The sequence below is a fragment of the Streptomyces sp. NPDC031466 genome, from assembly GCF_055581265.1.
In genome coordinates this window covers 100,611-125,684 of the sequence record NZ_JBVIJT010000008.1, presented here as the reverse complement: position 1 = coordinate 125,684, position 25,074 = coordinate 100,611, and the positions used below count along the sequence as shown (strand labels likewise).

Annotated in this window: 26 protein-coding genes; 11 read left to right on the top strand and 15 right to left on the bottom strand. The window is 72.9% G+C overall.

Annotation, left to right across the window (positions count from 1 at the left end):
- Positions 1-21 precede the first annotated feature (21 nt).
- Together ACZ5GP_RS20835 and ACZ5GP_RS20830 are read left to right on the top strand one after the other, a co-directional pair.
- Positions 22-414, top strand: a complete 393-nt coding sequence (locus ACZ5GP_RS20835; protein ID WP_358581182.1) for a YidH family protein — start codon at positions 22-24, stop codon at positions 412-414.
- The gene (locus tag ACZ5GP_RS20830; protein WP_468752257.1) at positions 411-734 is read left to right on the top strand and encodes a DUF202 domain-containing protein; all 324 of its coding nucleotides are present in this window, start codon (positions 411-413) and stop codon (positions 732-734) included. The genes ACZ5GP_RS20835 and ACZ5GP_RS20830 overlap by 4 nt, the downstream gene beginning before the upstream one ends.
- Before the next feature lie 61 nt (positions 735-795).
- Here the strand turns inward: ACZ5GP_RS20830 and ACZ5GP_RS20825 are convergent, their stop codons facing one another.
- A complete protein-coding gene (locus ACZ5GP_RS20825; RefSeq protein ID WP_468752256.1) occupies positions 796-1,731 on the bottom strand; it encodes an NADP-dependent oxidoreductase in 936 nt (311 codons plus the stop codon).
- A 159-nt stretch (positions 1,732-1,890) separates the two neighbouring features.
- On the opposite strand from ACZ5GP_RS20825, the gene ACZ5GP_RS20820 reads away from it, so the two are divergent.
- From ACZ5GP_RS20820 to ACZ5GP_RS20810, 3 genes are all read left to right on the top strand, one after another.
- A complete protein-coding gene (locus ACZ5GP_RS20820; protein ID WP_361079026.1) occupies positions 1,891-2,187 on the top strand; it encodes a hypothetical protein in 297 nt (98 codons plus the stop codon).
- A gap of 137 nt (positions 2,188-2,324) precedes the next feature.
- Positions 2,325-3,347 carry a phosphotransferase family protein gene (locus tag ACZ5GP_RS20815; RefSeq protein ID WP_468752255.1) on the top strand — a complete coding sequence of 341 codons (1,023 nt, stop codon included), beginning with the start codon at positions 2,325-2,327 and terminating at the stop codon, positions 3,345-3,347.
- A 7-nt stretch (positions 3,348-3,354) separates the two neighbouring features.
- Positions 3,355-4,569 carry an acyl-CoA dehydrogenase family protein gene (locus ACZ5GP_RS20810; protein ID WP_468752254.1) on the top strand — a complete coding sequence of 405 codons (1,215 nt, stop codon included), beginning with the start codon at positions 3,355-3,357 and terminating at the stop codon, positions 4,567-4,569.
- 10 nt (positions 4,570-4,579) lie between these two features.
- Here ACZ5GP_RS20810 and ACZ5GP_RS20805 read toward each other — a convergent pair whose 3' ends face one another.
- From ACZ5GP_RS20805 to ACZ5GP_RS20795, 3 genes are read right to left on the bottom strand one after another with little or no spacing between them, the layout of a single operon-like run.
- The gene (locus ACZ5GP_RS20805; RefSeq protein WP_358913695.1) at positions 4,580-5,173 is read right to left on the bottom strand and encodes a TetR/AcrR family transcriptional regulator; all 594 of its coding nucleotides are present in this window, start codon (positions 5,171-5,173) and stop codon (positions 4,580-4,582) included.
- A gap of 21 nt (positions 5,174-5,194) precedes the next feature.
- Entirely contained in the window at positions 5,195-6,883 is a 1,689-nt protein-coding gene (locus ACZ5GP_RS20800) for a class I adenylate-forming enzyme family protein (RefSeq protein ID WP_468752253.1), read from the bottom strand.
- The gene (locus tag ACZ5GP_RS20795) at positions 6,880-7,635 is read right to left on the bottom strand and encodes an SDR family oxidoreductase (protein WP_468752531.1); all 756 of its coding nucleotides are present in this window, start codon (positions 7,633-7,635) and stop codon (positions 6,880-6,882) included. The genes ACZ5GP_RS20800 and ACZ5GP_RS20795 overlap by 4 nt, the downstream gene beginning before the upstream one ends.
- Before the next feature lie 296 nt (positions 7,636-7,931).
- Here ACZ5GP_RS20795 and ACZ5GP_RS20790 point away from each other — a divergent pair, with 296 nt between their 5' ends.
- A complete protein-coding gene (locus ACZ5GP_RS20790; RefSeq protein WP_468752530.1) occupies positions 7,932-9,224 on the top strand; it encodes an MFS transporter in 1,293 nt (430 codons plus the stop codon).
- 66 nt (positions 9,225-9,290) lie between these two features.
- Positions 9,291-10,550, top strand: a complete 1,260-nt coding sequence (locus ACZ5GP_RS20785; protein ID WP_468752252.1) for a serine-threonine protein kinase — start codon at positions 9,291-9,293, stop codon at positions 10,548-10,550.
- A 33-nt stretch (positions 10,551-10,583) separates the two neighbouring features.
- On the opposite strand, the gene ACZ5GP_RS20780 is transcribed toward ACZ5GP_RS20785, so the two are convergent.
- Positions 10,584-13,412 (bottom strand): penicillin acylase family protein, encoded by a 2,829-nt coding sequence (locus tag ACZ5GP_RS20780; protein WP_468752251.1) that lies wholly within the window; start codon positions 13,410-13,412, stop codon positions 10,584-10,586.
- 293 nt (positions 13,413-13,705) lie between these two features.
- On the opposite strand from ACZ5GP_RS20780, the gene ACZ5GP_RS20775 reads away from it, so the two are divergent.
- Positions 13,706-14,314 carry a hypothetical protein gene (locus ACZ5GP_RS20775; RefSeq protein ID WP_468752250.1) on the top strand — a complete coding sequence of 203 codons (609 nt, stop codon included), beginning with the start codon at positions 13,706-13,708 and terminating at the stop codon, positions 14,312-14,314.
- Positions 14,315-14,368: 54 nt separating this feature from the next.
- On the opposite strand, the gene ACZ5GP_RS20770 is transcribed toward ACZ5GP_RS20775, so the two are convergent.
- Entirely contained in the window at positions 14,369-14,887 is a 519-nt protein-coding gene (locus tag ACZ5GP_RS20770) for a hypothetical protein (protein WP_468752249.1), read from the bottom strand.
- A gap of 69 nt (positions 14,888-14,956) precedes the next feature.
- Complete coding sequence (gene soxR, locus ACZ5GP_RS20765) at positions 14,957-15,424, bottom strand: redox-sensitive transcriptional activator SoxR (RefSeq protein ID WP_468752248.1); 468 nt, start codon at positions 15,422-15,424, stop codon at positions 14,957-14,959.
- Between the two features lie 104 nt (positions 15,425-15,528).
- Here soxR and ACZ5GP_RS20760 point away from each other — a divergent pair, with 104 nt between their 5' ends.
- A complete protein-coding gene (locus ACZ5GP_RS20760) occupies positions 15,529-15,993 on the top strand; it encodes a MaoC family dehydratase (protein WP_358581145.1) in 465 nt (154 codons plus the stop codon).
- Here ACZ5GP_RS20760 and ACZ5GP_RS20755 read toward each other — a convergent pair.
- The 3 genes from ACZ5GP_RS20755 to ACZ5GP_RS20745 all read right to left on the bottom strand — a co-directional run bounded on the left by ACZ5GP_RS20755 (position 15,984) and on the right by ACZ5GP_RS20745 (position 18,230).
- Positions 15,984-16,622: a TetR/AcrR family transcriptional regulator gene (locus tag ACZ5GP_RS20755; protein WP_468752247.1), complete on the bottom strand. Its 639-nt coding sequence runs from the start codon at positions 16,620-16,622 to the stop codon at positions 15,984-15,986. The two genes, ACZ5GP_RS20760 and ACZ5GP_RS20755, sit on opposite strands and share 10 nt — an antisense overlap.
- 67 nt (positions 16,623-16,689) lie before the next feature.
- Positions 16,690-16,980: a YiaA/YiaB family inner membrane protein gene (locus ACZ5GP_RS20750; protein WP_358581139.1), complete on the bottom strand. Its 291-nt coding sequence runs from the start codon at positions 16,978-16,980 to the stop codon at positions 16,690-16,692.
- Positions 16,981-17,078: 98 nt separating this feature from the next.
- The gene (locus tag ACZ5GP_RS20745; protein WP_468752246.1) at positions 17,079-18,230 is read right to left on the bottom strand and encodes an acyl-CoA dehydrogenase family protein; all 1,152 of its coding nucleotides are present in this window, start codon (positions 18,228-18,230) and stop codon (positions 17,079-17,081) included.
- Between the two features lie 111 nt (positions 18,231-18,341).
- On the opposite strand from ACZ5GP_RS20745, the gene ACZ5GP_RS20740 reads away from it, so the two are divergent.
- Complete coding sequence (locus ACZ5GP_RS20740; protein ID WP_468752245.1) at positions 18,342-19,001, top strand: TetR/AcrR family transcriptional regulator; 660 nt, start codon at positions 18,342-18,344, stop codon at positions 18,999-19,001.
- Positions 19,002-19,007: 6 nt separating this feature from the next.
- Here the strand turns inward: ACZ5GP_RS20740 and ACZ5GP_RS20735 are convergent, their stop codons facing one another.
- The gene (locus ACZ5GP_RS20735; protein WP_468752244.1) at positions 19,008-19,583 is read right to left on the bottom strand and encodes a TetR/AcrR family transcriptional regulator; all 576 of its coding nucleotides are present in this window, start codon (positions 19,581-19,583) and stop codon (positions 19,008-19,010) included.
- Between the two features lie 161 nt (positions 19,584-19,744).
- Between ACZ5GP_RS20735 and ACZ5GP_RS20730 the strand changes: the two genes are divergently transcribed.
- Positions 19,745-20,758, top strand: coding sequence for an urea transporter (locus ACZ5GP_RS20730; protein ID WP_468752243.1), 1,014 nt, complete (start codon positions 19,745-19,747; stop codon positions 20,756-20,758).
- A 24-nt stretch (positions 20,759-20,782) separates the two neighbouring features.
- Here the strand turns inward: ACZ5GP_RS20730 and ACZ5GP_RS20725 are convergent, their stop codons facing one another.
- From ACZ5GP_RS20725 to ACZ5GP_RS20710, 4 genes are all read right to left on the bottom strand, one after another.
- Positions 20,783-21,862 (bottom strand): Zn-dependent alcohol dehydrogenase, encoded by a 1,080-nt coding sequence (locus tag ACZ5GP_RS20725; protein WP_468752529.1) that lies wholly within the window; start codon positions 21,860-21,862, stop codon positions 20,783-20,785.
- A gap of 64 nt (positions 21,863-21,926) precedes the next feature.
- Positions 21,927-23,318: an aldehyde dehydrogenase family protein gene (locus ACZ5GP_RS20720; protein ID WP_468752528.1), complete on the bottom strand. Its 1,392-nt coding sequence runs from the start codon at positions 23,316-23,318 to the stop codon at positions 21,927-21,929.
- Between the two features lie 149 nt (positions 23,319-23,467).
- Positions 23,468-24,607 carry an RNA polymerase sigma factor gene (locus tag ACZ5GP_RS20715; RefSeq protein WP_468752527.1) on the bottom strand — a complete coding sequence of 380 codons (1,140 nt, stop codon included), beginning with the start codon at positions 24,605-24,607 and terminating at the stop codon, positions 23,468-23,470.
- Between the two features lie 8 nt (positions 24,608-24,615).
- Positions 24,616-25,023, bottom strand: a complete 408-nt coding sequence (locus tag ACZ5GP_RS20710; protein ID WP_468752526.1) for a YciI family protein — start codon at positions 25,021-25,023, stop codon at positions 24,616-24,618.
- Positions 25,024-25,074: the final 51 nt, after the last annotated feature.

Here is a 25,074-nt window from a genome sequence, read left to right as displayed (position 1 = left end):
GCCAGCGCTTATGGTGCGGCCGTGAGCAATTTCCTGTGGAGTCTGAGGCTGTGGTTCGCGCCCGAGCGGGTCCGCGAGGAGGGCGACACCCCCGACTACCGCTTCTCGCTCGCCAACGAACGCACCTTCCTGGCGTGGCTGCGCACCGCGCTCGCGCTGATCGGCGGCGGTTTCGCCGTGGACCAGTTCCTGCCGGACCTGCGCCGGGGCTGGCGGATCGGCCTCGCGCTCGCGCTGCTCGCCGCGGGCGTGCTGTGCTCGCTGCGGGCCGTCGACCACTGGGTGCGGTGCGAGCGGGCCATGCGGCGCGGCGAGGACCTGCCCGCCGGGCGGTTCCCGACGGTACTGAGCCTCGCGGTGGCGCTGGTCGCCCTGGCGATGGTGGTGGTCGTGCTCTTCGGGTGGGAGGGGTGAGCGGCCGGGAGCCGGTGTCGGCGCGTGATCCCGGGCTCCAGCCGGAGCGCACCCGGCTCGCGTGGCGGCGTACGACGTTGTCCTGCACGGTCGCGGCGGTCCTGGCCGCCCGCGCGGTCCTCCAGCAGGGCCACAGCCCCACCGGCGTCCTGGCCGGCGCCCTGTGCCTGCTGCTCTGGCTCGGCTTCCTGGTGGTCGCGCACCGCAGGATGCTCGCGCTGAGCGCCCCCAGGCCCCGGCCGCTCGGCCTGCGCGGGGCCCGGGCGGCGGCCCTGTGCACGCTCGCGCTCGCCGTGTGCGCGGCGGCCCTGGTGCTCTGACCGGCGTCCGCTGGCCCGGCCGCCCTGAGCCCCGGTAGCCCGGAGCCCAGGCCGGAGAACCTCAGTCGCCCGGGCCCACCCGTACGACGATCTTGCCGCGGGTGCGGCCCTGTTCGCTCAGGCGGTGGGCGTCGGCCGCCTCTTCCAGGGGGAACGCCTTGTCGACGTGGACCGTCACCACGCCCTGCTCCGCCAGCTCCGTCAGGCGGCCCAGATCGGCCGCGTCGGGACGCACGAAGCAGTAGCGGCCGCCGAGGCCGATGACCGCGCCGTCCGCGATGGACGCCAGTCGCCCGCCGGGGGCGAGGAGTTCGGCGGACGCCTTGAGCGTGTCGCCGCCGATGGTGTCGAAGACCGCGTCGACGCCCTTCGGGGCGAGGCCGCGGACCCGGTCCGCGAGCCCGTCGCCGTAGGTCACCGGCTCCGCGCCCAGCTCGCGCAGATAGTCGTGGTTGCGTTCGCTGGCCGTGCCGATGACCCGGGCGCCGACGTGCGAGGCGAGCTGTACGGCAAGCGAGCCGACGCCGCCGGCCGCCGCGTGCACGAGGACGGTGTCGCCGTCCTTGACGTCCAGCGCGTCGGTGAGCACCTGATAGGCGGTGAGCCCGGCGAGCGGCAGGCCCGCCGCCTCCTCGAAGGTGAGATTGCGCGGCTTGCGGGCGAGGGTGCGCACGGGGGCGGCGACGTACTCGGCGAAAGTGCCGCGGGAGAGGAAGTCCTCGCGCACGTAGCCGATCACCTCGTCGCCGACGGCGAACTCCGGGACGGCGGCGCCCGGCCGGACCACCACCCCGGACACGTCCCAGCCGGGGATCACGGGGAAGACGGCGTCCAGCGCGCCGTCGAGGTGGCCCTGGCGGCACTTCCAGTCGACGGGGTTCACGGCCGCGGCCCGCACCTTCACCAGGACGGAGTCGGGGCCCAGCTTGGGGTCGGGCACCTCGATGTACTCCAGGACTTCGGGCCCGCCGTAGTTGCGGTAGCTGATCGCCTTCATGGGTTCGCCTTCGTGGGGTCGCTTTCAAGGGACACCCGCACGGGTCACCTGCGCGGAGGTCAGGGAAACATCGACCAGACTGACATACCCCGATAAACGGGGCATAGGCGGCTAGCCTGAGAGGGTCAGCCCTCCCGTGAGCCACAGAAGGTGCGCGTCATGACCACGCTCCACCACGAACACCCGGTGCACGACCACATCCACGGCCCGGCCTGCGGCCACCCCGAGGTGCCGCACGGCGACCACGTCGACTACGCGCACGACGGACACCTGCACCGGCGCCACACCGACCACTACGACGAGTGCGAGCCGGCCGGCCACGTCGCCCACCGGGACCACGAGCACCGGCACGGGGACGGCTGCGGCCACGCCTCCGTGCTGCACGGCGATCACGTCGACTACCTGCACGACGGGCACCGGCACGCGGCCCACGAGGGCCACTGGGACGATCACTGACCCACCGTCGGCGTCCGGTGACCGGCGCCCCGCCACGGGTCGGCACCGTGCGCCGGGGCGTCTGACGCTCTGGACGGCATACCGACTGGTCGGCATCATGGGGTGGCACGCCACCACCACGCCGATCAGGAGCGAAGATGAGCGCAGACCACCCGCCGGGCCTCGACCTCGACCAGTTGCGTGCCCACCTCGACCGGGAGCGGCCGGGCCTGGTCGGCGGCCCGCTCACCGCCCGGCTGATCGAGGGCGGCAGGTCCAATCTCACGTACGCCGTGACGGACGGCGCCGAGCGCTGGGTCGTACGGCGGCCGCCGCTCGGTCATGTGCTGGCCACCGCGCACGACATGAAGCGCGAGCACCGGGTGATCGAGGCCCTGCACCCGACGGAGGTGCCGGTGCCCGCGCCGGTCCTGCTCTGCGCGGACGAGAGCGTCCTCGGGGCGCCGTTCTACGTCATGGAGCACGTGGACGGGACGCCGTACCGCACCGCCGAGGAGCTGGCGCCGCTCGGCCCCGAGCGCACCCGCGCCGCCGTGCTCGGCCTCGTCGACACCCTCGTCGATCTGCACGCCGTGGACCCCGAGACGGTCGGCCTCGGCGACTTCGGGCGGCCCGAGGGGTTCCTGGACCGGCAGCTGCGCCGCTGGGGCAAGCAGCTCGACGCCTCCCGCAACCGCGACCTGCCCGGCGTCGACGAGCTGCACGCGGCGCTCGGACGCGCCCTGCCCGCCTCGCCCCCGGCGACGGTCGTGCACGGCGACTACCGCCTGGACAACGTCCTGATCGGCCCGGACGACCGGATCCGGGCCGTCCTCGACTGGGAGATGTCCACCCTCGGCGATCCGCTCACCGACCTCGGCCTGCTGGTGATGTACAGCGCGAGGCTGGAGGTGCCCGACTCCCCCGTCAGCACCACGGCGGGCGCGCCCGGCCACCCGGACCCCGCCGAGCTGATCGAGCGGTACGCCGCGCGCTCGGGGCGCGACGTCTCCGCGATCTCCTGGTACACGGCCTTCGCGTGGTTCAAGCTCGCCGTGATCCTGGAGGGCATCCACTACCGCTACACGCTCGGCCGGACGGTCGGCGCGGGCTTCGACCGGATCGGCGAACTGGTGCCCGTCTTCATCGACCACGGGCTCGCCACCCTCCAGGAAGGCTGACCGGACCATGGACTTCGCATTCGACGCCCGCACCGAAGAGCTGCGCGCGAAGCTGCTCGCCTTCATGGACGAGCACGTGTATCCGGCCGAGGCCGTCGCCGAGGAGCAGCGCGCGACGCTCGCCTCGCCGTGGGACACGCCCGCCGTCGTGGAGGAGTTGAAGGCCGAGGCCCGCAGGCAGGGCCTGTGGAACCTGTTCCTGCCCGACGCGGAACACGGCGCCGGGCTCACCAATCTCCAGTACGCGCCGCTCGCCGAGATCACCGGCCGGTCCCCGCAGTTGGCGCCCACCGCGCTGAACTGCGCGGCCCCCGACACCGGCAACATGGAGGTGCTCGCGCAGTTCGGCACCGAGGAGCACAAGAAGCGCTGGCTCGGGCCGCTGCTGGCCGGTGAGATCCGCTCGGCGTTCGCGATGACCGAGCCGGAGGTGGCCTCCTCCGACGCCACGAACATCACCACGCTCATCGAGCGGGACGGCGACGACTACGTCATCACGGGCCGCAAGTGGTACATCTCCGGGGCGATGAACCCCCACTGCCAGGTCTTCATCGTGATGGGCAAGACCGACCCGGACGGCGCCGACATCCGCCGCCAGCAGTCGATGGTCCTGGTCCCGCGCGACGCCCCGGGCCTCGAAGTGCGGCGCGCCATGCGGGTGTACGGGTACGAGGACCACTACCACGGCGGTCACGCGGAGGTCGTCTTCGACCGGGTGCGCGTCCCCGTCTCGCACCTGATCGGCGAGGAGGGCGGCGGCTTCGCCATCGCCCAGGCCCGGCTCGGCCCCGGCCGCATCCACCACTGCATGCGCCTGATCGGCATGGCCGAGCGGGCCATCGAGCTGATGTGCCGGCGCGCGGCGACGCGGACGGCCTTCGGCAAGCCGCTGGCCCAGCAGGGCGTCGTACAGGAGTGGATCGCGGACGCGCGGGTCGCGGTCGAGCAGTTGCGGCTGCTCGTCCTGAAGACGGCCTGGCTGATGGACACGGTCGGCAACAAGGGCGCGCACACGGAGATCCAGGCCATCAAGATCGCGACGCCCCGGGCCGTGGTGGACATCCTCGACCGGGCCGTGCAGGTGCACGGGGCGGGCGGGGTCGGTCAGGACTTCCCGCTGGCGGAGCTGTGGGCCGCCGCGCGGACGCTGCGCCTGGCCGACGGGCCCGACGAGGTGCACCAGCGCTCGCTCGCCCGGCGAGAGCTCAAGCGGCACCTCTGACGCCGGGTCCTCAGGGCCGCAGCGCCCGCAGCAGGAGGTCCGCCAGGTGGTCGGCCACCTGCCGCGGGCTCAGGGGGCCCTCGGGGCGGTACCAGGTGGACAGGTGGTGGACGGAGCCGAAGTGGTAGTCCACCACCAGGTCCGCCGGGGTCGCCGTGGAGAAGACGCCGCTGTCCTGGCCCTCCTCGATCAGGGCCCGGAAGCGCTCGTGGTAGCGGCGCCGCTCGGCGCGCACCTGCTTGTTCTTCTCGGGGCCGAGGTGGTGCATGGAGCGGAAGAAGATCGAGGCGTCGTCGAGGTTGTCGATCGTCGTGACGACGACGTCCGCGGCGGCGTCGCGGACCCGCCGCTCGACGGGGGCGTCCGCGTCCGCGATGGCGTCCAGGCGCTCCTGCTGGACGCGGAGCATGCGGGCGTAGACCTCGTGCAGCAGGTCGTCCTTGGAGCCGAAGTAGTGGTAGAGCGCGCCCTTGGTGACGCCGGCCGCCTCCACGATCTCCTGCACCGAGGTGCGGTCGTAGCCCTGGTCGGCGAAGAGCCGGGTGGCGGCGGCCAGCAGCCGCTGCGGGACGGGCGTGCCGTCACCGTCCGTTGTCCTGGCCACTGCCGCCACCTGCCTTTCGTGTCACTGACTGTCCTGTGCGCGGTCACGCAGTTCCCGCCGGAGGATCTTCCCACTTGTGGTCTTCGGCAGTTCCGTCAGGATCTCTACCTCGCGCGGGTATTTGTACGCGGCGAGCCGCTGGGCGCAGTACGCGCTCAGCTCCGCGGCGCCGATCCCGCTGCCGGGGCGCAGGCTGACGTACGCCTTGACGCTCTCCCCCCGGTAGCTGTCGGGCACCCCGACGACGGCCGCCTCGCGCACGGCCGGGTGCGTGTACAGGACGTCCTCGACCTCGCGGGGCCACACCTTGAAGCCGGAGGCGTTGATCATGTCCTTCTTGCGGTCGACGACGTAGAGCCAGCCGGCCGGGTCCATGAAGCCGATGTCGCCGGTGCGCAGTTCGCCGTCGGGGAAGGTGGCGGCGGTCGCCTCGGGCAGCTTCCAGTAGCCCGGCACCACCTGGGGTCCGCGTACGACGATCTCGCCGTGTTCCCCAAAAGGGACCTCCTGGCCCAGTTCGTCCAGGACGCGTACGACCGTCTCGGGTCCCGGGACGCCGACGGCGAGGGTGCCCGAGACCGGGTCGACGGGCGCCTCCTGTCCCGGCGGCACGGAGGCACAGGGCGCGGTGCACTCGGTGAGGCCGTAGCCGTTGTGGAGGTAGGGCCCAAAAGCCGTGCGGAACTTCTCCACGAGGGCCGGGGGCAGCGGCGCGCCGCCCGAGGAGATCAGCGTGAAGGAGTCGAAGTGGGCGCGGGTCGCCGCGGGGTGGGCGGCGAGCGCCATGAAGGCCGTGGACGGGCCGACCGTGTAGGCGGGGCGGTGCTCGGCGAAGGCGTCGAGCACCGCCCCGGCCTCGAAGCGGTAGGTGAGCGCGAGGGTGCCCGCGTTGGTGACGCAGCCCGCGAGCTGCACGACCATGCCGGTGATGTGGAAGAGCGGCGCGAGCGCGAAGTAGCAGGCGCCTTCCGGGATGCCGGAGCCCGCGCGCTGGCGTGCCGCGTTGTAGGTGATGTTGCCGTGGGTGTTCATGGCGCCCTTGGGGGTGCCGCTGGTGCCGGACGTGTAGCTGATGAGGGCCACGTCGTGGGGGCCGGGCTCGCGGTCGGCGGGGGCGGGGTGGCCCTGGCGGGCGACCGCCACCAGGTCGTCGGCGTCGGCGGCCACGGGCAGCCGCTCGAAGTCGAGGACGCGCGGGTCGTTCCTGCTCTGGAGGTCCAGTTCGCAGGCGGTGAGCACGATGCGCACCGGCGAGTTCGCCGCCGTGTCGCGCAGATACGTCTCCCAGGCCCGGTCCGCGCAGATCAGCGCGGTCACCTCCGCGTCGGCGAGGACGTGGGCGACCTCCGCCGACTTGTACATGGGGTTGACGGGCACCACCGTCGCGCCGGCCTTCCAGGCGCCGAGGAGCGCGAGGACGAAGTGCGGGGTGTTCTGGAGCAGGATCGCCACGCGGTCGCCGCGGGCGAGACCGCGCGCCGCCAGGTGTCCGGCGACGGAGTCGCTGAGGGCGTCGGTCTCGCGGTAGCTCAGGCGGCCGTCGAAGTAGGCGAGAGCGGTGTGTTCGGGGCTCCTCGCGACGGCGGCGCGGAAGGCGTGCACCATGGAGGCGGCCGGGGCGACCGGGCCGCGCTGGGCGTCGTTGAGACGGGCGAGCCAGGGCTTGGCGGCGTAGATCGAGCCGTTCGGGAAGGGCGGGGACGTGCTCACGCCTGGGTCGCCTCCCACTTCTGCTGGAGGTGGTTCATGCCGGTCAGCCACTTGTCGGGGGTGGCGGTGCGGGCCTCGTAGTACGCGGCGACCTCGGGGTGCGGGAGGATCAGGAAGCGGTCCTCGGCCATGCCCGCGAAGAGCGCGGCGGCGACGTCCTCCGGTTCGATGGCGGTGGGGGTGAGCACGAGGTCGCCCGCGGTGCCGGTGGCGGCGAGCATGTCGGTGCGCACGCCCTGCGGGCAGATCGCGTGGACCTTGAGGCCGCGGTGGCGGTAGGTGAGCGAGAGCCACTCCGCGAAGGCGTACGCCCCGTGCTTGGTGACGCTGTAGGGGGCGGCGCCGATCATGGTGAGCAGGCCGGCCGCGGAGACGGTGGAGACGAAGCGGCCGGTGCCGCGTGCCAGCCAGCCGGGCAGCAGGGCGTGCGCCGCCCGTACGTGCGCCATGACGTTGACGTCCCAGGCCGCCGCCCAGACCTCCTCGGGAGCGGCCTCGCTACCGCCGGAGCCGAGCCCGGCGTTGGCGCAGTACACGTCGACCGTGCCGCCGAGCGCCTCGACGGCCTGCTCCACGACGACCGAGGCGTCCCCGGGGACGGCGGTGCCGCCCACCTCGTCGGCGACGGCCCGCGCCTTGCCGCCGTCCAGGTCGTTGACGACGACGCGTGCTCCCTCGGCGGCGAAGCGCCGGGCGAGCGCGGCTCCGATGCCGCCCCCGGCGCCGGTGACGACAACTCCCTTGTCCCGCAGGGTCTCCACGACCGGTCTCCTTCGGCATCGGGCCGGCCACGCTCGCGCGGCCTGTCTGTGGCAGCAGACTAACCAGTCGGTATGTGGTGAGGGAAGAGGGCCGGGCCGAGGGTGGACCGGGGATGGGGTCCCTCGTCCGGGGCCATGGGTCTCACGCTCCGAGACGGAAGCGTCCCAGGTATTGACTGCCCCCTACATCCACCAAGAGAGTGCCGCTCGTGCACAGCGAAGCGACAGCGAACCAGCGGCAGCCGATCCCCCGGGCGCAGGGGGACGACGACCAAGACCGCGAACGCGTGGTGGGCGGGGAGGACGGGGAGGGCACCCCGGAGAGGCTGCGCCGGGTGGCCGTGGCCTCGTTCATCGGGACGGCCATCGAGTTCTACGACTTCTACATCTACGGCACGGCGGCCGCCCTCGTCCTCAACGAGGCGTTCTTCCCCACCCTGGACCCGGTCAACGCCACGCTCGCCTCGTTCTCCACCTACGCGGTGGCGTTCGCGGCGCGGCCCATCGGATCGGTGGTCTTCGGGCACTTCGGCGACCGGGTGGGCCGCAAGTCCGTGCTGGTGGCCTCGCTGCTCCTGATGGGCCTGTCCACCGCCCTGGTCGGCCTCCTGCCCGGCTACGGCACGTGGGGCGTCTGGGCCCCGCTGCTGCTCATCCTGCTCCGCTTCCTCCAGGGCATCGGCCTCGGCGGCGAGTGGGGCGGGGCGGCGCTGCTCGCGGTGGAGCACGCGCCGCGCGGGAAGCGGGGCCTGTACGCCGCCTTCCCGCAACTCGGGCCGTCCGTCGGCTTCTTCGCGGCGACCGGCGTCTTCTGGCTGCTGTCGGCCGCCCTGTCCGACGAGGCGTTTCGCGGCTGGGGCTGGCGTGTGCCGTTCCTGCTCTCCTTCCTGCTCGTCGGCGTCGGCCTGTTCGTGCGGCTGCGGATCAGCGAGACGCCCGTCTTCGCGAAGGCCATGCGGGCCCAGGAGGCCAGCAAGGCACCCGCGCTGGACGTGCTGCGCCGGCATCCGCGCGAACTGCTGCTCGGCGCCGGGGGCATGGTCGTCGCGTACGGCCTCTTCTACACGGCCACGACGTACTGCCTCTCCTACGCCACCGGCGCCCTGCGCGTCCCCCGCGACACCATGCTGGGCCTGTCCCTGGTGGCCTGCCTGTTCCTCGCGGCCGGCACCTGGCTCGCCGCGACGCGCTCGGACGGCGCCGGGCGGCGCAGGCTGGTCCTCGCGGGCACGGGGCTCGCGGGGGTGTGGGGGCTCGTGCTCTTCCCGCTCCTGGACACCGGGCGGCCGGTGCTCATCGCGCTCGCGCTGGGCGGCGCGCTGTTCTGCATGGGTGTGGTCTACGGGCCGATGGGCGCCTATCTGCCGGAGCTGTTCGCCGCGAACGTGCGCTACTCGGGCGCCTCGCTCGCCTACAACCTGGGCGGTGTGCTCGGCGGCGCGGTCTCGCCGCTGGTCGCGACGCGACTGCAAGCGGCGTTCGGCTCCTCCGCCGTGGGCTGGTACGTGAGCGCGATGGCGGTCGTGTCGCTGGCGTGCGTCCTCGCGCTCCCCGAGACGCGGGAGCGGGACCTGGCCTGAGCGTGCGTCCCAGGCTCGGGCGCGCGAAGTCTGGTCAGGCGGACCCGGCGGCAGGACCATACCGGCGTGGAACCCTACTGGGAACTGACCTTCGACGCCGACGGCGACGTCGACACCGAGCAGCGTGCGCGGCTGCTGGACGGCGCGGAACGCGAGCGCGTCACCGATCTGCTGGTCTTCGCGCACGGCTGGAACAACGACAAGAAGGACGCCCGCGGGCTCTGCCGGCGCTTCTTCGCCCCCTGCCGGGCGCTGGCGGGAGCGGGTGTGCGGCTCGGCCACGTCGGGGTGGGGTGGCCCGCCATCCGCTTCCCCGACGAGTCGATCCCCGACTTCGACCCCTCGGCCGCGCCCCACGCGCCGCTCGGCGCCCCGCTGCTCGACGCGGCCACCCGGCAGGCGCTGGACCGCGCCTTCCCCGGGCACGGCCCGACGCTCGACCGGATCGCGGAGCTGCTCGCGGAACGCTCCGACGTGTCCTCGCGCGTCTATGAGTTCGGGCGGCTCGTGCGGGAGCTGGTCTCGCTGCGCGGGACGAGCCCGGCCCGGCACCTCGGCGAGGACACCGGGGCGGGCGAACCCGCGATGCTCACGGACGACGCGGTCCAGGTCTGCGAGGTGTTCGCCGCGATCCGCGCGGACACCGGCCGGCCCCTGCTCCTGGGCACCCTGCGCGAGCGGGTGTGGGACGGCGCCCACGAGCTGCTGCGGCAGGGCAGCTACTACGCGATGAAGCGGCGGGCGGGCGCGGTCGGCCAGCTGGGCCTCGGCCCCGCGATCGGCCTGCTCGCCGCCGACGTGTCCGGCATCAGGGTGCATCTGATCGGGCACAGCTTCGGCGCCCGGCTAGTGGCGTACGCGCTGCGCGGCATGCCCGCCGACGTGCGCGCGGTGAAGTCGGTGACGCTGCTCCAAGGGGCGTTCTCGCACTACGCGTTCGCCGAGCGGCTGCCGCACGACCGCTCCCGCGGCGGCGCCCTGCGCGGCGTGCAGCACCGCGTCGACGGCCCCCTGCTCGCCTGCTACTCGCGCCACGACGACGCCCTGGGGCGCCTGTACCCCTTGGCGTCGAAGCTGGCCGGGGACTCCTCCAGTTTCCTGCACCTGTTCGAGCGGTGGGGCGCCGTCGGCCACGACGGCATCCGGGCCGTGCCCGGGGCCGAGCGGGTCAGGCTGGGCGAGCGGCTGCCCGCCCGGGGGTGTGTGAGCGTGGACGCGGCCTCGGTGGTGCGGCGCGGCGGCCCGCCCGCCGGCGCCCACAGCGATGTGTGCCACGAGGAGCTGGCACGTGCCGTGTTCGCCGCCGGGCGGATCGCTCTCGCCTGAGCCCGCCGTACCCCGGCCCGAGGCCGCCCCCGGCTACTCGCGGTGCCGGGGGAACTCGACGACCTGCTGGTACGTCGGGCGGTTCTGCCACTGGACGGGTCGGTGCGTGATGCCGCCGAGCGCGCGGTGGATGATCGCGTCGGCGCACCACTGGTCGCCGGCCCGGCACGCGTCGTCGCCGGGGTAGACCTCGGTGGCGGGCTTGGCGACGGCCTGCGCGAGGGTGGCCAGCAGGGTGTCGCGGCAGGCGTCGAGCACGCCGTCACCGCAGTAGGTGTGGGCCAGTGCGCCCTTGACCGGCTCGCCGAGGACCGTGCGCAGGTCCTTGTCGGCGTAGCCCCACCAGCCGTACTGGAAGGCCGAACCGGCGTGCGCCCCGGTGGGCCCGTGCCCCGCCGAGGGCGCCTCGTCGGTGCTCAGCTGCGCGGTCAGCGCGTCGTACAGGTCCTTGCCGAGGCCCGGCTTGAACTGGGCCTCGACCAGCAGCGGCCACCAGGCGTCCATGACGCGCACGGCGTCCGGATGGGCGTACGCCTTGGAGCCCGCCGACGTCTGGTTGCGCTGCGCGCCCGCCTTGCGCCAGGCCTCCAGCTGCTCGACGGCCTCGCTCAGCCGCGGGTCGGTGACCGGCTTGCTCCGTACGACCTTCAGCAGTTCGGGCAGCACCTGCTCGCCGCGCAGATCGGTGACGGCCGCCTCCGACATCGCCCGGGTGAGCGAGGCACGGGTGACACCGCCCTGCTCGGTGAGCCTCTTGACCCGTCCGTCGAGCAGGTCTCCCCGGTGCACCGCGCTCAGGCCGAAGCCCGCCGCGGCGAAGTCCTTGGCCTGCTTGTTGTTCCAGGAGATGTAGTAGTCCTGGTTCACGGACTGGGGGTGTTCGGCGGGCGGCGTCTGTGCGGAGGTGTTGTCCTCCGGGTCGAAATCCCGCCATTCGTAGGCCTGTTGGGCGCTGATCGGCAGCGCGGGGTCGACGCTCTCGGCCCGCTCGGGGTTGGCGCCGCTGTTGTAGTACGCGATGTCGCGCGAGTCGGCGTAGAACCAGTTGAAGGCGTAGCTGATGTGCTGGGCCGCCTTCTTGAAGGTCGTGGCGTCCTTGACGTACGAGGGGTCGTTGAGCATCTGGAAGCCGATGATCGAGTCGGCCTCGTGGCGGTAGGTGGAGCGCAGCGAGACGTAGGCGACCGGCTTGCCGGCGACGCTCGCGCGGTGCGTGACGACGCCGTACTTGGTGCGGAAGACCTGCAGGCGGTAGGAGCCGGCGGCCGTGGAGTCGGCCAGGGTCGGCTTCCAGGCGTTCTCGCGCTCCAGCTTCTCCATGGGCGTACAGGCGCCCCGGTACAGGTAGCCGGTGGACTGTTTGGTGGGCGTGCCGCCGCCCGGCTCGCACAGCTCCACGGCGTACGTGTCGGTGATGTCCTGCCCGGCGGAGGTCGCCGACCAGGCGTAGTCCTGGCCGCGCCCGAGCTGGACGTACATCCCGACGCCCGCGAAGGAGACGCCCCGGGCGCTGATGCCCGGCCCCTGGAGTTCCTGCTGCATGAGCAGTTGGGGCGCGAAGTACCCGGTCTGGGGGCCGAAGACGGCGACCGGGTGGCCGCTCGCGGTGTGCTCGCCGGAGACGAGCAGGGCGTTCGACATGCCCTTCTTGTGGCCGTCCCGCCGGAACAGGTCGGAGGGCAAAACGCCCTGGTCGTACATGCCCTGGAGGGGCTTGAGTCTCCCGGGCGCCTGCACCGGGTCCTTGGCGCCGCTCCGCGCGCCGCCCCGGCGGTCGTACACGAGTGGCTCGCGCTCGACCGATCCCGGGTCGGGCAGGGCCGTGCCGCGCGCCTTGTCCGGTTTGCCGGCGTAGGGGAAGCTCGTGCCGTCGTGGATGGTCTGGACGGCCTCGGGGTCGTTGCGGGCGCGGAAGGACTCCCAGACCTTCGTGCCCTTCTCGACGCCGTACTTCTCCTGGGACTTCAGCAGGGAGAGCGCGGATTCGACCTCGCCGCCCCCGCCGTTGCCGAAGAGCCCGCCGACCACGGAGGCCAGCGCGATCATGTCGGTGATCTTGAAGGGTTCGATCTCGCCGGCGTTGGTGATCGCGTCGATCTTGCCGGTCAGGACGTACTCGCCGGGGAAGTAGCGGCCGTCCTTGGCCTTCACGCGGTAGGCGTTGAGCCCGTCGACGTAGGCCTGCGCGTCCGCCATGGCCTGCCTGCCGCGCTCGCCCTGGGTCGTCCTGATGTACTCGACCTGTTTCTCCAGGTCCTGCTCGGTGTACGGGGCCTGCGGCCAGAACTGCTGCTCCAGGCCCTGGTTGGCGGGCGCGCCGCCCGCGAACGGGGTGAGCTGTCCGCGGCCTATGTGCCGGAAGAGGTCGATCAGCCAGAGCCGGTCCTGCCCGGCGGCGAAGCCCGCGCCGAACTCGGTGCCGTAGCGGGTGGCGCCCTTGATGTGCGGGATGCCGTACTTCTTGTCCCGGGTGATCGTCACGTCGTCGCGCGGTCTGGTCACCGAGGCCACCTGGCCCTCGCGCACCCCGAAGGAGGCGTCGTCGAAGAACTCGGTGAGCCGGTCGTCGGTGAGCGAGGGGTATCCGGTGGAGAGCGCGTCGTAGGGGCCCAACTGGTCGTCGGCGTGGGCGGGTCGGGTGCCGAGGAGGCGGTGGGCGAGGATCTCGGCGAGCGTCGCGCCGCCGTTGGCGCCGGGCGGCAGGATGTCCGCGCACTGGCCCGCGCAGTAGTCGGCGCCCTCCTCGACGGCGGCCTCCCGTGGTGCGGCGCCCGCGCCCGCCGGGGGCGTGAGCAGGCAGGCGCCGAGCGCGAGCGCCGCCCCCGCCGTGAGCGTTCTGAGTCTGACGGTGCGTCGTCGCATGGCTGCTCCTCCGGGTCCCGCGGAAGGCCGATGCGGCGGAGGTTACTGTCGGGCCCGCGAAGTCGAAAGATGAACAAGCGTCGCTTTTTCGGAATCACCACAACGCGCCCCCTTCATGGACGCATCAGCGCTGCTGGGGCGGGCAGGCGAAAGGCGGTCGCCTCGAAAGGGAGCCGAATCGCGTGTCGATACGTCTACTCGGCGACGGCGTCCCGGTTTCTGCTCGACCGCGACGCCACGGACACGGAACACGGGGTACAGGTACGAGAGCGCGTATACGGAGGTGCAGGGCGATGGCCGGATTCCGGAGTCTCGCGAGACAGGTACGTGACCCGCAGAGCGATCTGGCACTGCGGCGCTATTCGCTGCGCAAGTGCCTGGAGAGGTTCGCCCCCTACGGACACCGGGCGACCTGGGACCACTTGTGCGCCCGAGCGGGCTTCGGGCCCGAGGACAGGTCACCCGACCCGGCGCGCCTGGTGGCCGCGCTGAACGAGCTGGAGGCGGCGCGGGCCGTCTGGCTCGCCTACGAGGCGGACTTCGCCGAGCGCCGCCGCAAGGAGAAGCACGACGGGCTCAGGCGCCCGGGCACCGAGGACGACTGGCACCGCCGCACCTGGGGCGGCTGCGGCGTCGCCTGGTGCGACGACCCGTACGTCCATCCCCGCGCCCCCCTCGCCGAAGTGCTGCGGCGGCTGATCGCGGCGCTGGAGCGGGAGCCGGGCGCGTCCTGTCCCGTCTGCGGGGACACCTCCCTGGTGTGGAAGCGGGGTCTGGCGCACAAGCCGTCGTCGGGCGCGGTCTGCACGGGCTGCGGCATCGTCGTCCCGGCCCCCGTGCTCACGCCGGACGCGGTGGCCAGGGCCCGGGCCCGCAGTCTGCGGCCGCTGGTGTCGGTGTGAGCCGTGGGCGCCGTCGTGCGCGACTTCGGCGGGGCCCGGTGAGGAAAGGCGCGGTCAGGGCGTGATGACGTCCGTGTGGATGGCGAGTTTGAACTGGGCGTGTACCAGCGGTGTGGCGAGCCTCACGTCTCCCACGCCGCGCGCCGAGATCTTCAGACCGAGCGGTGTCCCGGGGTGCACGAACATCTGCCAGACGCAGGATCTGAACTGGCTGCCCCGGGTGGGCGCGGAGTCGGTCGTCGCCGTCGAGTCGTAGCCGGTCGCGATGTTCAGCGGGTCGCGGACGAAACGCGTGCGGTACTCGGTGCAGTCGTCGTCCGGCTGCCAGAAGACCATGGCGGAGAGCACGCCCCAGCCGTCGTGGCTCGGCCAGATCAGCCCGGAGCGGGCCTTGGGGAAGCGCGTGGGGCCGGTGCCGCCCTTGGCCGGGTCGTGCATGCGCCACGGGTCGTACGACTCCTCGTCCGCCCCGTACGGGAAGCGTACGAGGTGGTACCCGTCGCTGTCGTACGTGACGGACTGCGGCTCGTGCTGCGCGGCGTCCCACTTCAACGAGCAGACGGCGACGGACATCGGCCCTCCCCCTGAGTGATGCGGCGTGGTGCCCTTGCCTTCACTTGTACTCCTCCGCCTCCCGCGGCACTACGTCCCGGGACGGCCCTCCGCCATCAGGCGGGAGCCGGTGAGGCGCTCGCCGAAGACGTCGTCGGGGTTGGAGAGCACGCAGGTCTCCAGGGACAGGCAGCCGCAGCCGATGCAGTCGCTGAGATGGTCGCGCAGCCGGCCCAACTGCCTGATGCGCTCCTCCAGTTCCGTGCGCCAGTGCTCGGAAAGGCGCGCCCAGTCCTCGCGGTTGGGCGTGCGCTCCTCGGGCAGCGAGTCGAGGGCCTCGCGGATCGTGGCGAGCGGGATGCCGACGCGCTGGGAGGCGCGGATGAAGGCGACGCGGCGCAGGGTGTCACGGTGGTAGCGGCGCTGGTTGCCCGAGGTGCGGCGGCTGCTGATGAGGCCCTTGGACTCGTAGAAGTGCAGGGCGGAGACGGCGGCGCCGCTACGGGCCGACAGCTGGCCGACCGTGAGTTCATGGACCTTTTCCGGAATCTGGGGCACCCCTCGAACCCTAATGGCTGCTCCGTTGACACGCGTGGGCCCACCCCGCATGCTGAGCAAGCGCTTAGTCCGCGCATGACGCACACGTCTAGGAGGCCAGGGACATGGCGGAGCCGAGGATCTTCACGTCGGCCGAGGAACTGCGTGCCGGAGTCGGCGAACAGCTGGGGCACAGCGACTGGCTGGAGATCGACCAGAAGCGGATCGACCTCTTCGCCGACGCCACGGGCGATCACCAGTGGATCCACGTGGACCCCGAGAAGGCCGCCGCGGGCCCCTTCGGGACGACCATCGCCCACGGCTACTTGACCCTGTCGCTGCTGCCGAGCCTGGTCCCGCAGATCATGCGGGTCGAGGGCATGAGGATGGGCATCAACTACGGCACCGAGAAGGTCCGCTTCCCCTCCCCCGTGCCGGTCGGCTCGCGGCTTCGGGCGAGCGCCGTCCTCACGGACGTGACGCCCACGAAGGACGGCGGCGTGCAGGTGAGCGCCCGGGTGACCGTGGAGCGCGAGGGCGCCGACAAGCCCGCGTGCGTGGCGGAGTCGGTCTCGCGCTACTACTTCTGAGCGTTCTGGGGGCGGGCGCCCACCATCCGCAGCACGAGGTCGGCGTAGAGCGCGCCGACCTCGTCGGGCGTGCGGCGCCCGGCCACGTTGAACCAGCGGGCCACGTCGATGCAGAGCGAGAGCACGGCGAGCGTGGTGCCGGGCACGTCCGGCACGTCGAACTCGCCCGCGCACACCCCGTCGTCGATGATCTCCCGCACCGCCGCGTCCGTCTGCCGGCGCAGCGCGACGATCTCCGTGCGGTGCTCCTCGCCGAGCGCGTCCAGCTCGTACTGCACGACGCGCGCGGTCGTGTGGTGGGCGGCGTGCCAGCCGACGAAGGAGCGCACGGCCGCCGCGAGCCGGTCGGCCGCGCCACCCCCGCCGTCCGCCGCGGTGCGCAGGATGGCCAGGGCCTTGTCGTGGCCGATCCTGCTGATGCGGTGGAGCAGCTCTTCCTTCGTCTTGTAGTGGATGTAGAGCGCGGCGGGGCTCATGCCGGCGCGGCCCGCGATGTCGCGGGTCGTCGTGGCGTGGTAGCCGCGCTCGGCGAAGGCCTCGACGGCGGCGATCAGCAACCGCCTGGCCGCGTCGGGGCTGACCTCGCCCCACGGCTGCTCCTCGACGCCGGTCTCCTCCGCCGCACTCATGCCCACTCCTTAGCCGTTCGGGAGGGACACCATACCCCCGGTGGTGAGCAAGCGCTTAGCGGACCGGTCAGGAGACGGGCCGGAACGGGTCGTGCTCGGCCAGGATCTTCTCCAGGCGCGCCTGGTCGACCCGGCTGACGATCTGGTCGGCCTCCTGGCGGTCCCTGACCACCTTGGCCAGGGTGAACGCCGATGTCGTCAGGTACAGGACGGACACGGCGAGGAAGGCGCGGATCCAGCCGCTGACGTCGAGGCTGTAGATGCCGACCGAGGTAGCGCCGAGGGCCACGGCGAACGACGCGACGGCCTGGCCGTAGTAGGCGGTGGTGCTCTGCTGCTTGACGGGAGTCTCACTCATGGCCACAGCCTGGCCCGCGGGCGCCGGCGCCACATCCGCTCGCGTACTCACCTCCCGTACTCAGGCCCCGCACGCGACCCCGGCGCACGATCCCGTCCTCAGAACGCGGAGACGCCCGTCAGCGCGCGGCCGATGACGAGTTTCTGGATCTGACTGGTGCCTTCGTAGAGCGTCATGACGCGGGCGTCGCGCAGCAGTTTGCCCGCCGGGTACTCGTCTATGTAGCCGTAGCCGCCGAAGACCTGGAGGGCGTTGTTGGCGGCGCGGACGGCGGCCTCGGAGGCGAACAGCTTGGCCTTGGAGGACTCCGTGGCGAAGGGCAGGCCCCGGTCGATCAGGTCGGCGACCCGCCAGGTGAGCAGGCGCGCCGCGTCGACGTCCACCGCGATGTCGCTGAGCAGCTCCTGCACCAGCTGGTGGTGGGCGATGGCCTTGCCGAACTGCTCGCGCTCCCCCGCGTACTTGACCGCGGCGTCCAGGGCGGCCTGCGCGATGCCCACGCAGCCGGCGGCCACCGACATGCGCCCCTTGGCGAGGGCGGACATGGCGACGGAGAAGCCCTTGCCCTCGGGCGCCAGCATGGCCGAGGCCGGGACGCGCACGTCCTCCAGGACCAGCTCGGCGGTGGCCTGGCCGCGCAGCCCGAGCTTGCCGTGCACGGTGCGGCGGCCGAACCCGGGGGTGTCGGTGGGCACGAGGAAGGCGGAGACGCCCTTGTGCCCCGGGGTGTCGTTCGTGCGGGCGAACAGGAGCACGACGTCGGCCCAGGTGCCGTTCGTGATGAACATCTTGGTGCCGTTGACCACGTAGTCGTCGCCGTCGCGCACGGCCCTGGTGGTGAGGTTGCCCGCGTCGGAGCCGGTGCCGGGCTCGGTGAGCCCGAAGCAGCCGACGTACTCCCCCGAGGTGAGCCCGGGGAGCCACCGCCGCTTCTGCGCCTCGCTGCCCCAGGCCGCGATGGTCTTGGCGACGAGACCGAGCGAGACGGAGACGATGCCGCGCACGGAGGAGTCGCCGCGCCCCAGCTCCTCGGTCACCAGGCAGTACGCGAGATGGTCACCGCCCGAGCCGCCGTACTCCTCGTCGATCGTGAGCCCCAGGAAGCCGACCTCGCCGAGCTTTTTCACCAGGGCCCGGTCGACACTCTCCGCGCGGTCCCACTCGACGACGTGCGGGGTGACCTCCCGCGCGACGAAGTCCTCGGCCAGCCGCCGGACCGCGCTCTGCTCCTCGCTGAGCTCCAGGTTCATGGTGGGCACCTCTTCACATCGGGTTACGTCGGGCCACGGCGGGTTACGTCGGGTAACGACAAAATTAAATTAGCAGTGCTAGTTTCCCGTGGCAGCCCTACTATGTGCCGCATGGCCCGACCGCGCAAGCCCCTCCTCAGCCGAGAACGCATCGTCGAGACGGCGCGCGCCCTCGTGGACACCGAGGGGCTCGCCGCCGTCTCCACGCGCCGCCTCGCCGCGGAACTGGGCGTCAGCGGGCCGTCCCTCTACAACCACTTCCGCACCAAGGACCAGATCCTGGAGGCGGTCGCCGACTCGGTGAGCGCCCAGGTCGACCTGTCGATGTTCGACGCCGCGGACGGGCGTGACTGGCGTACGGCCCTGCACGACTGGGCGGTCTCCTACCGGGCCGCACTCACCGAGCACCCGAACATCGTCCCGGTGCTGGCCCGCGGCCCCGGCCGCCGCCCGGCCGGCCTGCGGCTCGCGGACGCGGTCTTCGGCGCCATGGTCGACGCGGGCTGGCCGGCCGCGCAGGCCACGTCGATCGGCGCGCTCATGCGGTACTTCATCATGGGCTCGGCGCTCGGCTCCTTCGCGGGCGGCTTCGTGGACGACGAGAGCGCGTACGACCCGGCGGACTACCCGCACCTCGGTCAGGCCCATCTGCTCGCCGAACGCCAGCAGGTCGTCGACGAGCGGGCGTTCGAGACGGGCCTCACGGCCCTGCTGGACGGACTCGCGCTCCAGTACGACCAGGTGGGCACCGGCCGGACGGCCGACGCCTGACCCGCGTCACTCCGTGACGACGCGCTCCACCGCCGCCGTGACGAGCGCCTCGCGCTCGGCCTCGGTGAGCACGCCCGGCAGGGTCAGCTGCTCCAGGATGAGCCAGTTGAACGCCAGGTAGAGCAGGCGCACGGCCGTCGCGTCGCCGGGCAGCCCGGAGGCTTCGTGGTAGGCGAGATTGGCGTCGAGGTCGGCCCGGACCCGCTCGGTGAGGACGGCGCGCAGACCCGGGCGCCGGACGGACTCCAGGCGCAGTTCGAGCAGGGCCAGATAGCCGGTGCGAAAGCCGCTGACCCGGCCCACGACCTCGCGCATCAGCTCCGCGTACGTCTCCTTGTCCCGCTTGGCCATGCGTTGGCGCTCGATCTCCTCGGCACCGGGCCGCAGCCGTTCGTAGACGCGGGCGCCCGCCTGGGTCAGCAGGTCGTCGCGGTTGGCGAAGTAGTTGGAGGCGGTGCCCGCGGGCACCGCGGCCGCCGTGTCGACCGCCCGGAAGGTCAGCCCCCGGGCGCCTTCCGCGGCCAGTACCTCGATGGCGGCGTCGACCAGGGCCGCACGCCGCTCGTCGTTCCTGCGGACCATTGACACCACTCCATTCGAAGTACTACGACACAACCACTACAGTGACAGTACTACAGGCGGGGACAGGGCGGGGCGGCCCGGGTGCCGCATCCATAGCTGTAACCTGCATCCGTTCTGGTGGGCAAAACAGGGACGTGACACGGGAGTTGACCGTGGGGCAAGTGACGGACACACCGGACGCCGAGGGCCCGGTGAAGGCCTCGGCGGCGCCTTCGGAGGCCCCGGGTCGGGCGCTCGGACCCTCGCGGGTGCGCGGTTATGCCGTAGGGCTGCTGCGGGGCCACGCGCAGGTCACCTTCCTGCCGAGCGCCGCCACCGGTGCGCTCTTCTGCCTCGCGCTCTCCGCCGCGAGCTGGGAGTACGGTCTCTACGGCCTGCTGGGCACCGCCGTCGGCACGAGCGCCGCGCGGCTCCTCGGTGTCGACCGCGAGCGGGTGGAAAGCGGTCTCGAAGGGTTCAACGCCTGCCTGACCGCACTCAGTTGCGCGGTCCTCCTCGGCCCGCGCCACCTGTCGACGGCGTTGCTCGCGATCGCGGGCTGCGTGGTGGTCACCGTCGTGACCGCCGCCGTGACACGGCTCCTCGGCGCCTGTGGGCTGCCCTCGCTCACCCTGCCGTTCTGCCTGGTCGCGAGCGCCACGACCATCGCCGCGCCCGCCTTCCGCCGCCTCTGGCACCACGGCGAGGGACTCGCGGCGCTGGCCGGTCCGGCGAGAGGCCCGACCGCGCCCCGACCGGACCAGCTGGCCCGCGGCTTCTTCGCCGGCTTCGCGCAGATCTTCCTCATGCCGCAGTGGTACGTCGGCGCCCTGCTGCTCGCCGGTCTCCTGATCGCCGGCCGGCGCGCGGCGGCCGTCGCGTGTCTCGGCAGCGCCACCGGGATCGCCACGGCGTGGGCGCTCGGCTCGCCCGCCGCGCGGATCGCCGACGGCACGGCGGGATACAACTCCGTGCTCGTCGCCCTGGCGCTGTGCGGCGTCTTCCTGCCCGTGCGGGCGGCGACACTCGCGTACGCGCTGGTGGGCGCCGCCGCCTCGACGGCGCTCGGCCCGGCGGTGTCGGCGCTCTTCGCACCGTCCGGCGGGCATGCCTTCACCTGGCCGTTCGTCCTGACCACGCTCGTTTTCCTGATGGCGGCCAGGTCCTTCCCCCGCCTGGGCGCGCCGGGCGGGTGACGCGCGGCGGCCGGCGCCCAGCCGTCAGAAGACGACCAGCGCCCGGCCGCCCTTGCCCGCGAGCATGTGCTCGAAGGCCGCCGGGATGCCGTCCAGGGTGATGCGGTCGGTCACCAGCGCGCTCAGGTCCAGGCGCCCCGCCCGGATGTGCCCGGCCAGGACCGGCAGGTCGACCGCCGGGTCGCAGTTGCCGTACACACAGCCCGACAGGGTCCTGCCCCAGTGGAAGAGTTCCAGGGCGTTGAAGGTGACCTGCTGGTCCTTGCCGCCGATGCCGACCACCGTGGTGCGTCCGCCGCGCCGCGTGGACTCCCAGGCCGTCCGGATCGTCACCGCGCGGCCCACGCACTCCACGGCCACGTCGACGCCGTGCCCGCCGGTGAGCTTACGGATGTCGCGCGCGGTGGTCGGCGAGGCGACGACGTAGTCGGTGGCGCCCGCCGAGCGCGCCAGCTGCTCCTTGTCCGGGGACACGTCGACGGCGATGATCTGTGCGGCACCGGCGATGCGGGCGGCCTGGAGCGTGGCGAGGCCGACCCCGCCGACCCCGTACACGGCGACGCTCTCGCCCGCGCGCACCTTCGCCGAGTGGTGCACCGCGCCGTACCCGGTCAGGACGGCGCAGCCGAGGAGGGCCGCGTCGGTGAGCGGGACGCCGTTCGGCACCGGCAGCAGGCAGTTGGCGGCCACCACCGTCTCCTCGGCGAACGCGGCGACGTTCAGGCCGGGGTGCAGGTCCGTGCCGTCCGGCCGCTTGGCGTAGACGTCGGCGGCGCCCGCGAGGGCGTTCGCGCAGAGCCACACCTCGCCGAGCGAGCAGGCGTGACAACCGCCGCAGGACGGCGCCCAGTTCAGGACGACGCCGTCGCCGGGGGCGACCCCGGTGACGCCCTCGCCGACGGAGACGACGGTGCCGGCGCCCTCGTGGCCGAGGACGGCGGGCACCGGGACCCGCATGGTGCCGTTGGACAGGGACAGGTCGGAGTGGCAGACCCCGGCGGCGGCCAGGCGCACCCGGACCTGGCCCGGGCCTGGCTGCGGCAGATCGATGTCGGCGATCTCCAGCGGGGAGCCGACGGCGGGGAGGATGGCGGCGCGGACCACGTTCACGTACTCCTTGGGGAGGCTGGCGGGCTCGGGCGGACGGGCGGCCCCAGGGGGCCGGGGGTCAGAACTGGAGGGACTTCGTCTGGAGGTACTCCGCGAGGCCGTGCACGCCCAGTTCCCTGCCGACGCCCGACTGCTTGTAACCGCCGAAGGGGGCCAGCGGGTTGAACCGCCCGCCGTTGATGTCGACCTGGCCGGTGTCCATGCGGCGGGCGAAGGCGACCGCCTCGGCGTCGTCGGCCGCCCACACGGCGCCCGCCAGGCCGTACACGGTGCCGTTGGCGATGCGCAGGGCGTCCTCCTCGTCCGCGTAGCGGATGAGGCAGAGCACCGGGCCGAAGATCTCCTCCTGGGCGACGGTCATCTCCGGGGTGACGTCGGCGAAGACGGTCGGCTGGACGAAGTAGCCCCGCTCGCGCGGCGCCTCGGGGCCGCCCGCCACGACCCGGGCGCCCTCCGCGATCCCCTTCTCGATGTAGCCGCGCACCCGCTCGTGCTGCTTGGCGTTGACGACGGGGCCGATGCGGGGGCCGTACTTGGCCGCCGCCTCCGCCGCCAGCTCCACCGCCTCGTCGTAGCGGTCGGTGTGCACCAGCATGCGGGTCCAGGCGCTGCACGTCTGGCCGGAGTTGGACATGACGTTGGCGACGCCGACGCCGACGGCCTTGGCGAGGTCGGCGCTCGGCAGGATGACGTTGGCGGACTTGCCGCCGAGTTCCAGGGCGACGCGCTTGACCGCCGCGCCCGCGGTGGCGCCGATGCGCCTGCCGACGGCCGTGGAACCGGTGAACGACACGAGGTCCACGCCCTCGTGCTCGGCGAGCGCCTGTCCGGCGACCGGGCCGAGGCCGGTGACGAGGTTGAACACGCCCGCGGGTACGCCCGCCTCGTGCACCGCCTCGGCGAAGAGCTGGGCGGTGAGCGGGGTGTCCTCGGCGGGCTTGAGCACCACCGTGCAGCCCGCGGCGAGCGCGGGGGCCACCTTGTTGACGATCTGGTGGAGGGGGTAGTTCCAGGGGGTGATCGCGCCGACCACGCCGACCGGCTCCAGGTAGACGGTGGAGTTGCCCACCTTCTCCTCGAAGGGGTGACTCGCGGCCAGTTCGGCGTACGAACCGCAGACGGCGACCGGCACACCGGCGTGCACCGCCTCCGCGAACGCCTGCGGGGCACCCAACTCGGCGGTGACGGTCCCGGCGATCTCGTCCTTGCGGGCCACCAGCCGGTCCCGGAGGGCGCCGATCAGCGCGGCGCGCTCGGCGGGCGGCGTGGCGGCCCAGCCGGGCAGCGCGGCGCGGGCGGCGCGGACCGCGGCGTCGACGTCCTGCGCCGTGCCGGCCGGCACCTCCGCGATGGGCCGCTCGTCGGCCGGGTCGACGACGGTGATCGTGTCGGTGCCCGCGGCCGGGCGCCAGGCACCGTCGATGTACATGCCGTCGTGGGCCTTGTACATGCCGTCGTTGGCCTTCATCGCATTCCTCCAGGTTGTCGTCCGCCCTACAAACTAGCGCTGATAGTTTTCAGGCACCAGGGGGTACCAGCGCCATCCGGGGCGCCCGGCGGATTCGGGACGGGCCGGGGGCGCGGCCGGTTACCGGGCCGTCAGCGGCGGGTGTTGAGACGGGCCGCCCGGCGGGTCAGGTGGTCGCGCTCCGCGAGGTTCGGGGCCTGCCCGGCCGCCTGCGCGTACAGCCGGGCCGCCGTGCCGAGGTCCCCGTCGCGCTCGTGGAGGTAGGCCGCCACCGCGGTGTACCGGGGCAGGGAGTCGTCCAGGGCCGCGAGCGCGGCGAGACCCGCGCGCGGTCCGTCGGCCTCACCGACGGCGACCGCGCGGTTCAGCCGGACGACGGGGCTGTCGGTCAGCCGGACCAGCTCGTCGTACCACTCGACGATCTGCACCCAGTCGGTCTCCTCGGCGGTCGGCGCGTCGGCGTGCAGGGCGGCGACGGCGGCCTGGGCCTGGAACTCGCCCAGCCGGTCCCGGGCGAGGGCCGCCTGGAGGATCCCGACGCCCTCGGCGATCGCCGCCGTGTCCCACCGCCCCCGGTCCTGCTCGGCGAGCGGCACCAGGGCGCCGTCGGGCGCGGTGCGGGCGGCGCGCCGGGCGTGGTGGAGCAGCATGAGGGCGAGCAGTCCCGCCACCTCGGGGTGGTCGATGGCGGCCGCGAGCTGCCGGGTGAGCCGGATGGCCTCGGCGGCGAGGTCGACGTCGCCGGAGTAGCCCTCGTTGAAGACGAGGTAGAGGACGCGCAGCACGGTGGCGACGTCGCCGGGCCGGTCGAACCGCACCGTGGAGACGGTCCGCTTGGCCCGGCTGATCCGCTGGGCCATCGTCGCCTCGGGCACCAGGTAGGCGCGGGCGATCTGCCGGGTGGTGAGCCCGCCGACGGCGCGCAGCGTGAGCGCGACGGCCGACGACGGGGTCAGCGACGGGTGGGCGCACAGGAAGTACAGCTGGAGCGTGTCGTCCGCGCAGGGGGCGGGCCCGGGGACCGGCTCCTCCTCGACGCGGCCCTCGCGGCGACGGCGGGCGGTGTCCGCCCTCGCCGCGTCGAGGAACTTGCGCCAGGCCGTGGTGATCAGCCACCCCTTCGGCTCGCCCGGGGGGTTCTCGGGCCAGACGCGGACCGCCTCCACCAGCGCGTCCTGCACCGCGTCCTCGGCCGCCGCGAAGTCGGCTCCGCGGCGGACGAGGACGGTCAGGACGCTCGGTGTGAGGCTCCTCAGCAGGGCCTCGTCCATCGGTGACGTCACTCCGTGATGGTGGGCGGGGCGGTCAGGAACGGGCGGACCTCCAGCCATTCGTGGATCGGCTTGCCGCCCGCGCCGGGGGCGGCCGACAGCTCGCCGGCCAGCTCGACGGCACGCTCGTAGGTGTCGACGTCGATGATCATCCAGCCCGCGATGAGGTCCTTGGTCTCGGCGAACGGGCCGTCGGTGACCGGCGGGCGCCCTTCGCCGTCGTAACGCACCCAGGCTCCCTCGGGGGCGAGCGCCTGACCGTCGACGAACTCGCCGGTCTTCTCCAGGCGGTCCGCGAAGTCGCCCATGTACTGCATGTGCGCCGAGACCTCCTCGGGCGTCCACCGGTCCATGGGGACGTCGTTGACGGCGGCCGGGGCGCCTCGGTAGTGCTTCAACAGCAGGTACTTGGCCATGGTGTGCTCCTCGGTGCTCGTGCGGCCCATTGTGGTCGCGTTCACCCCGGG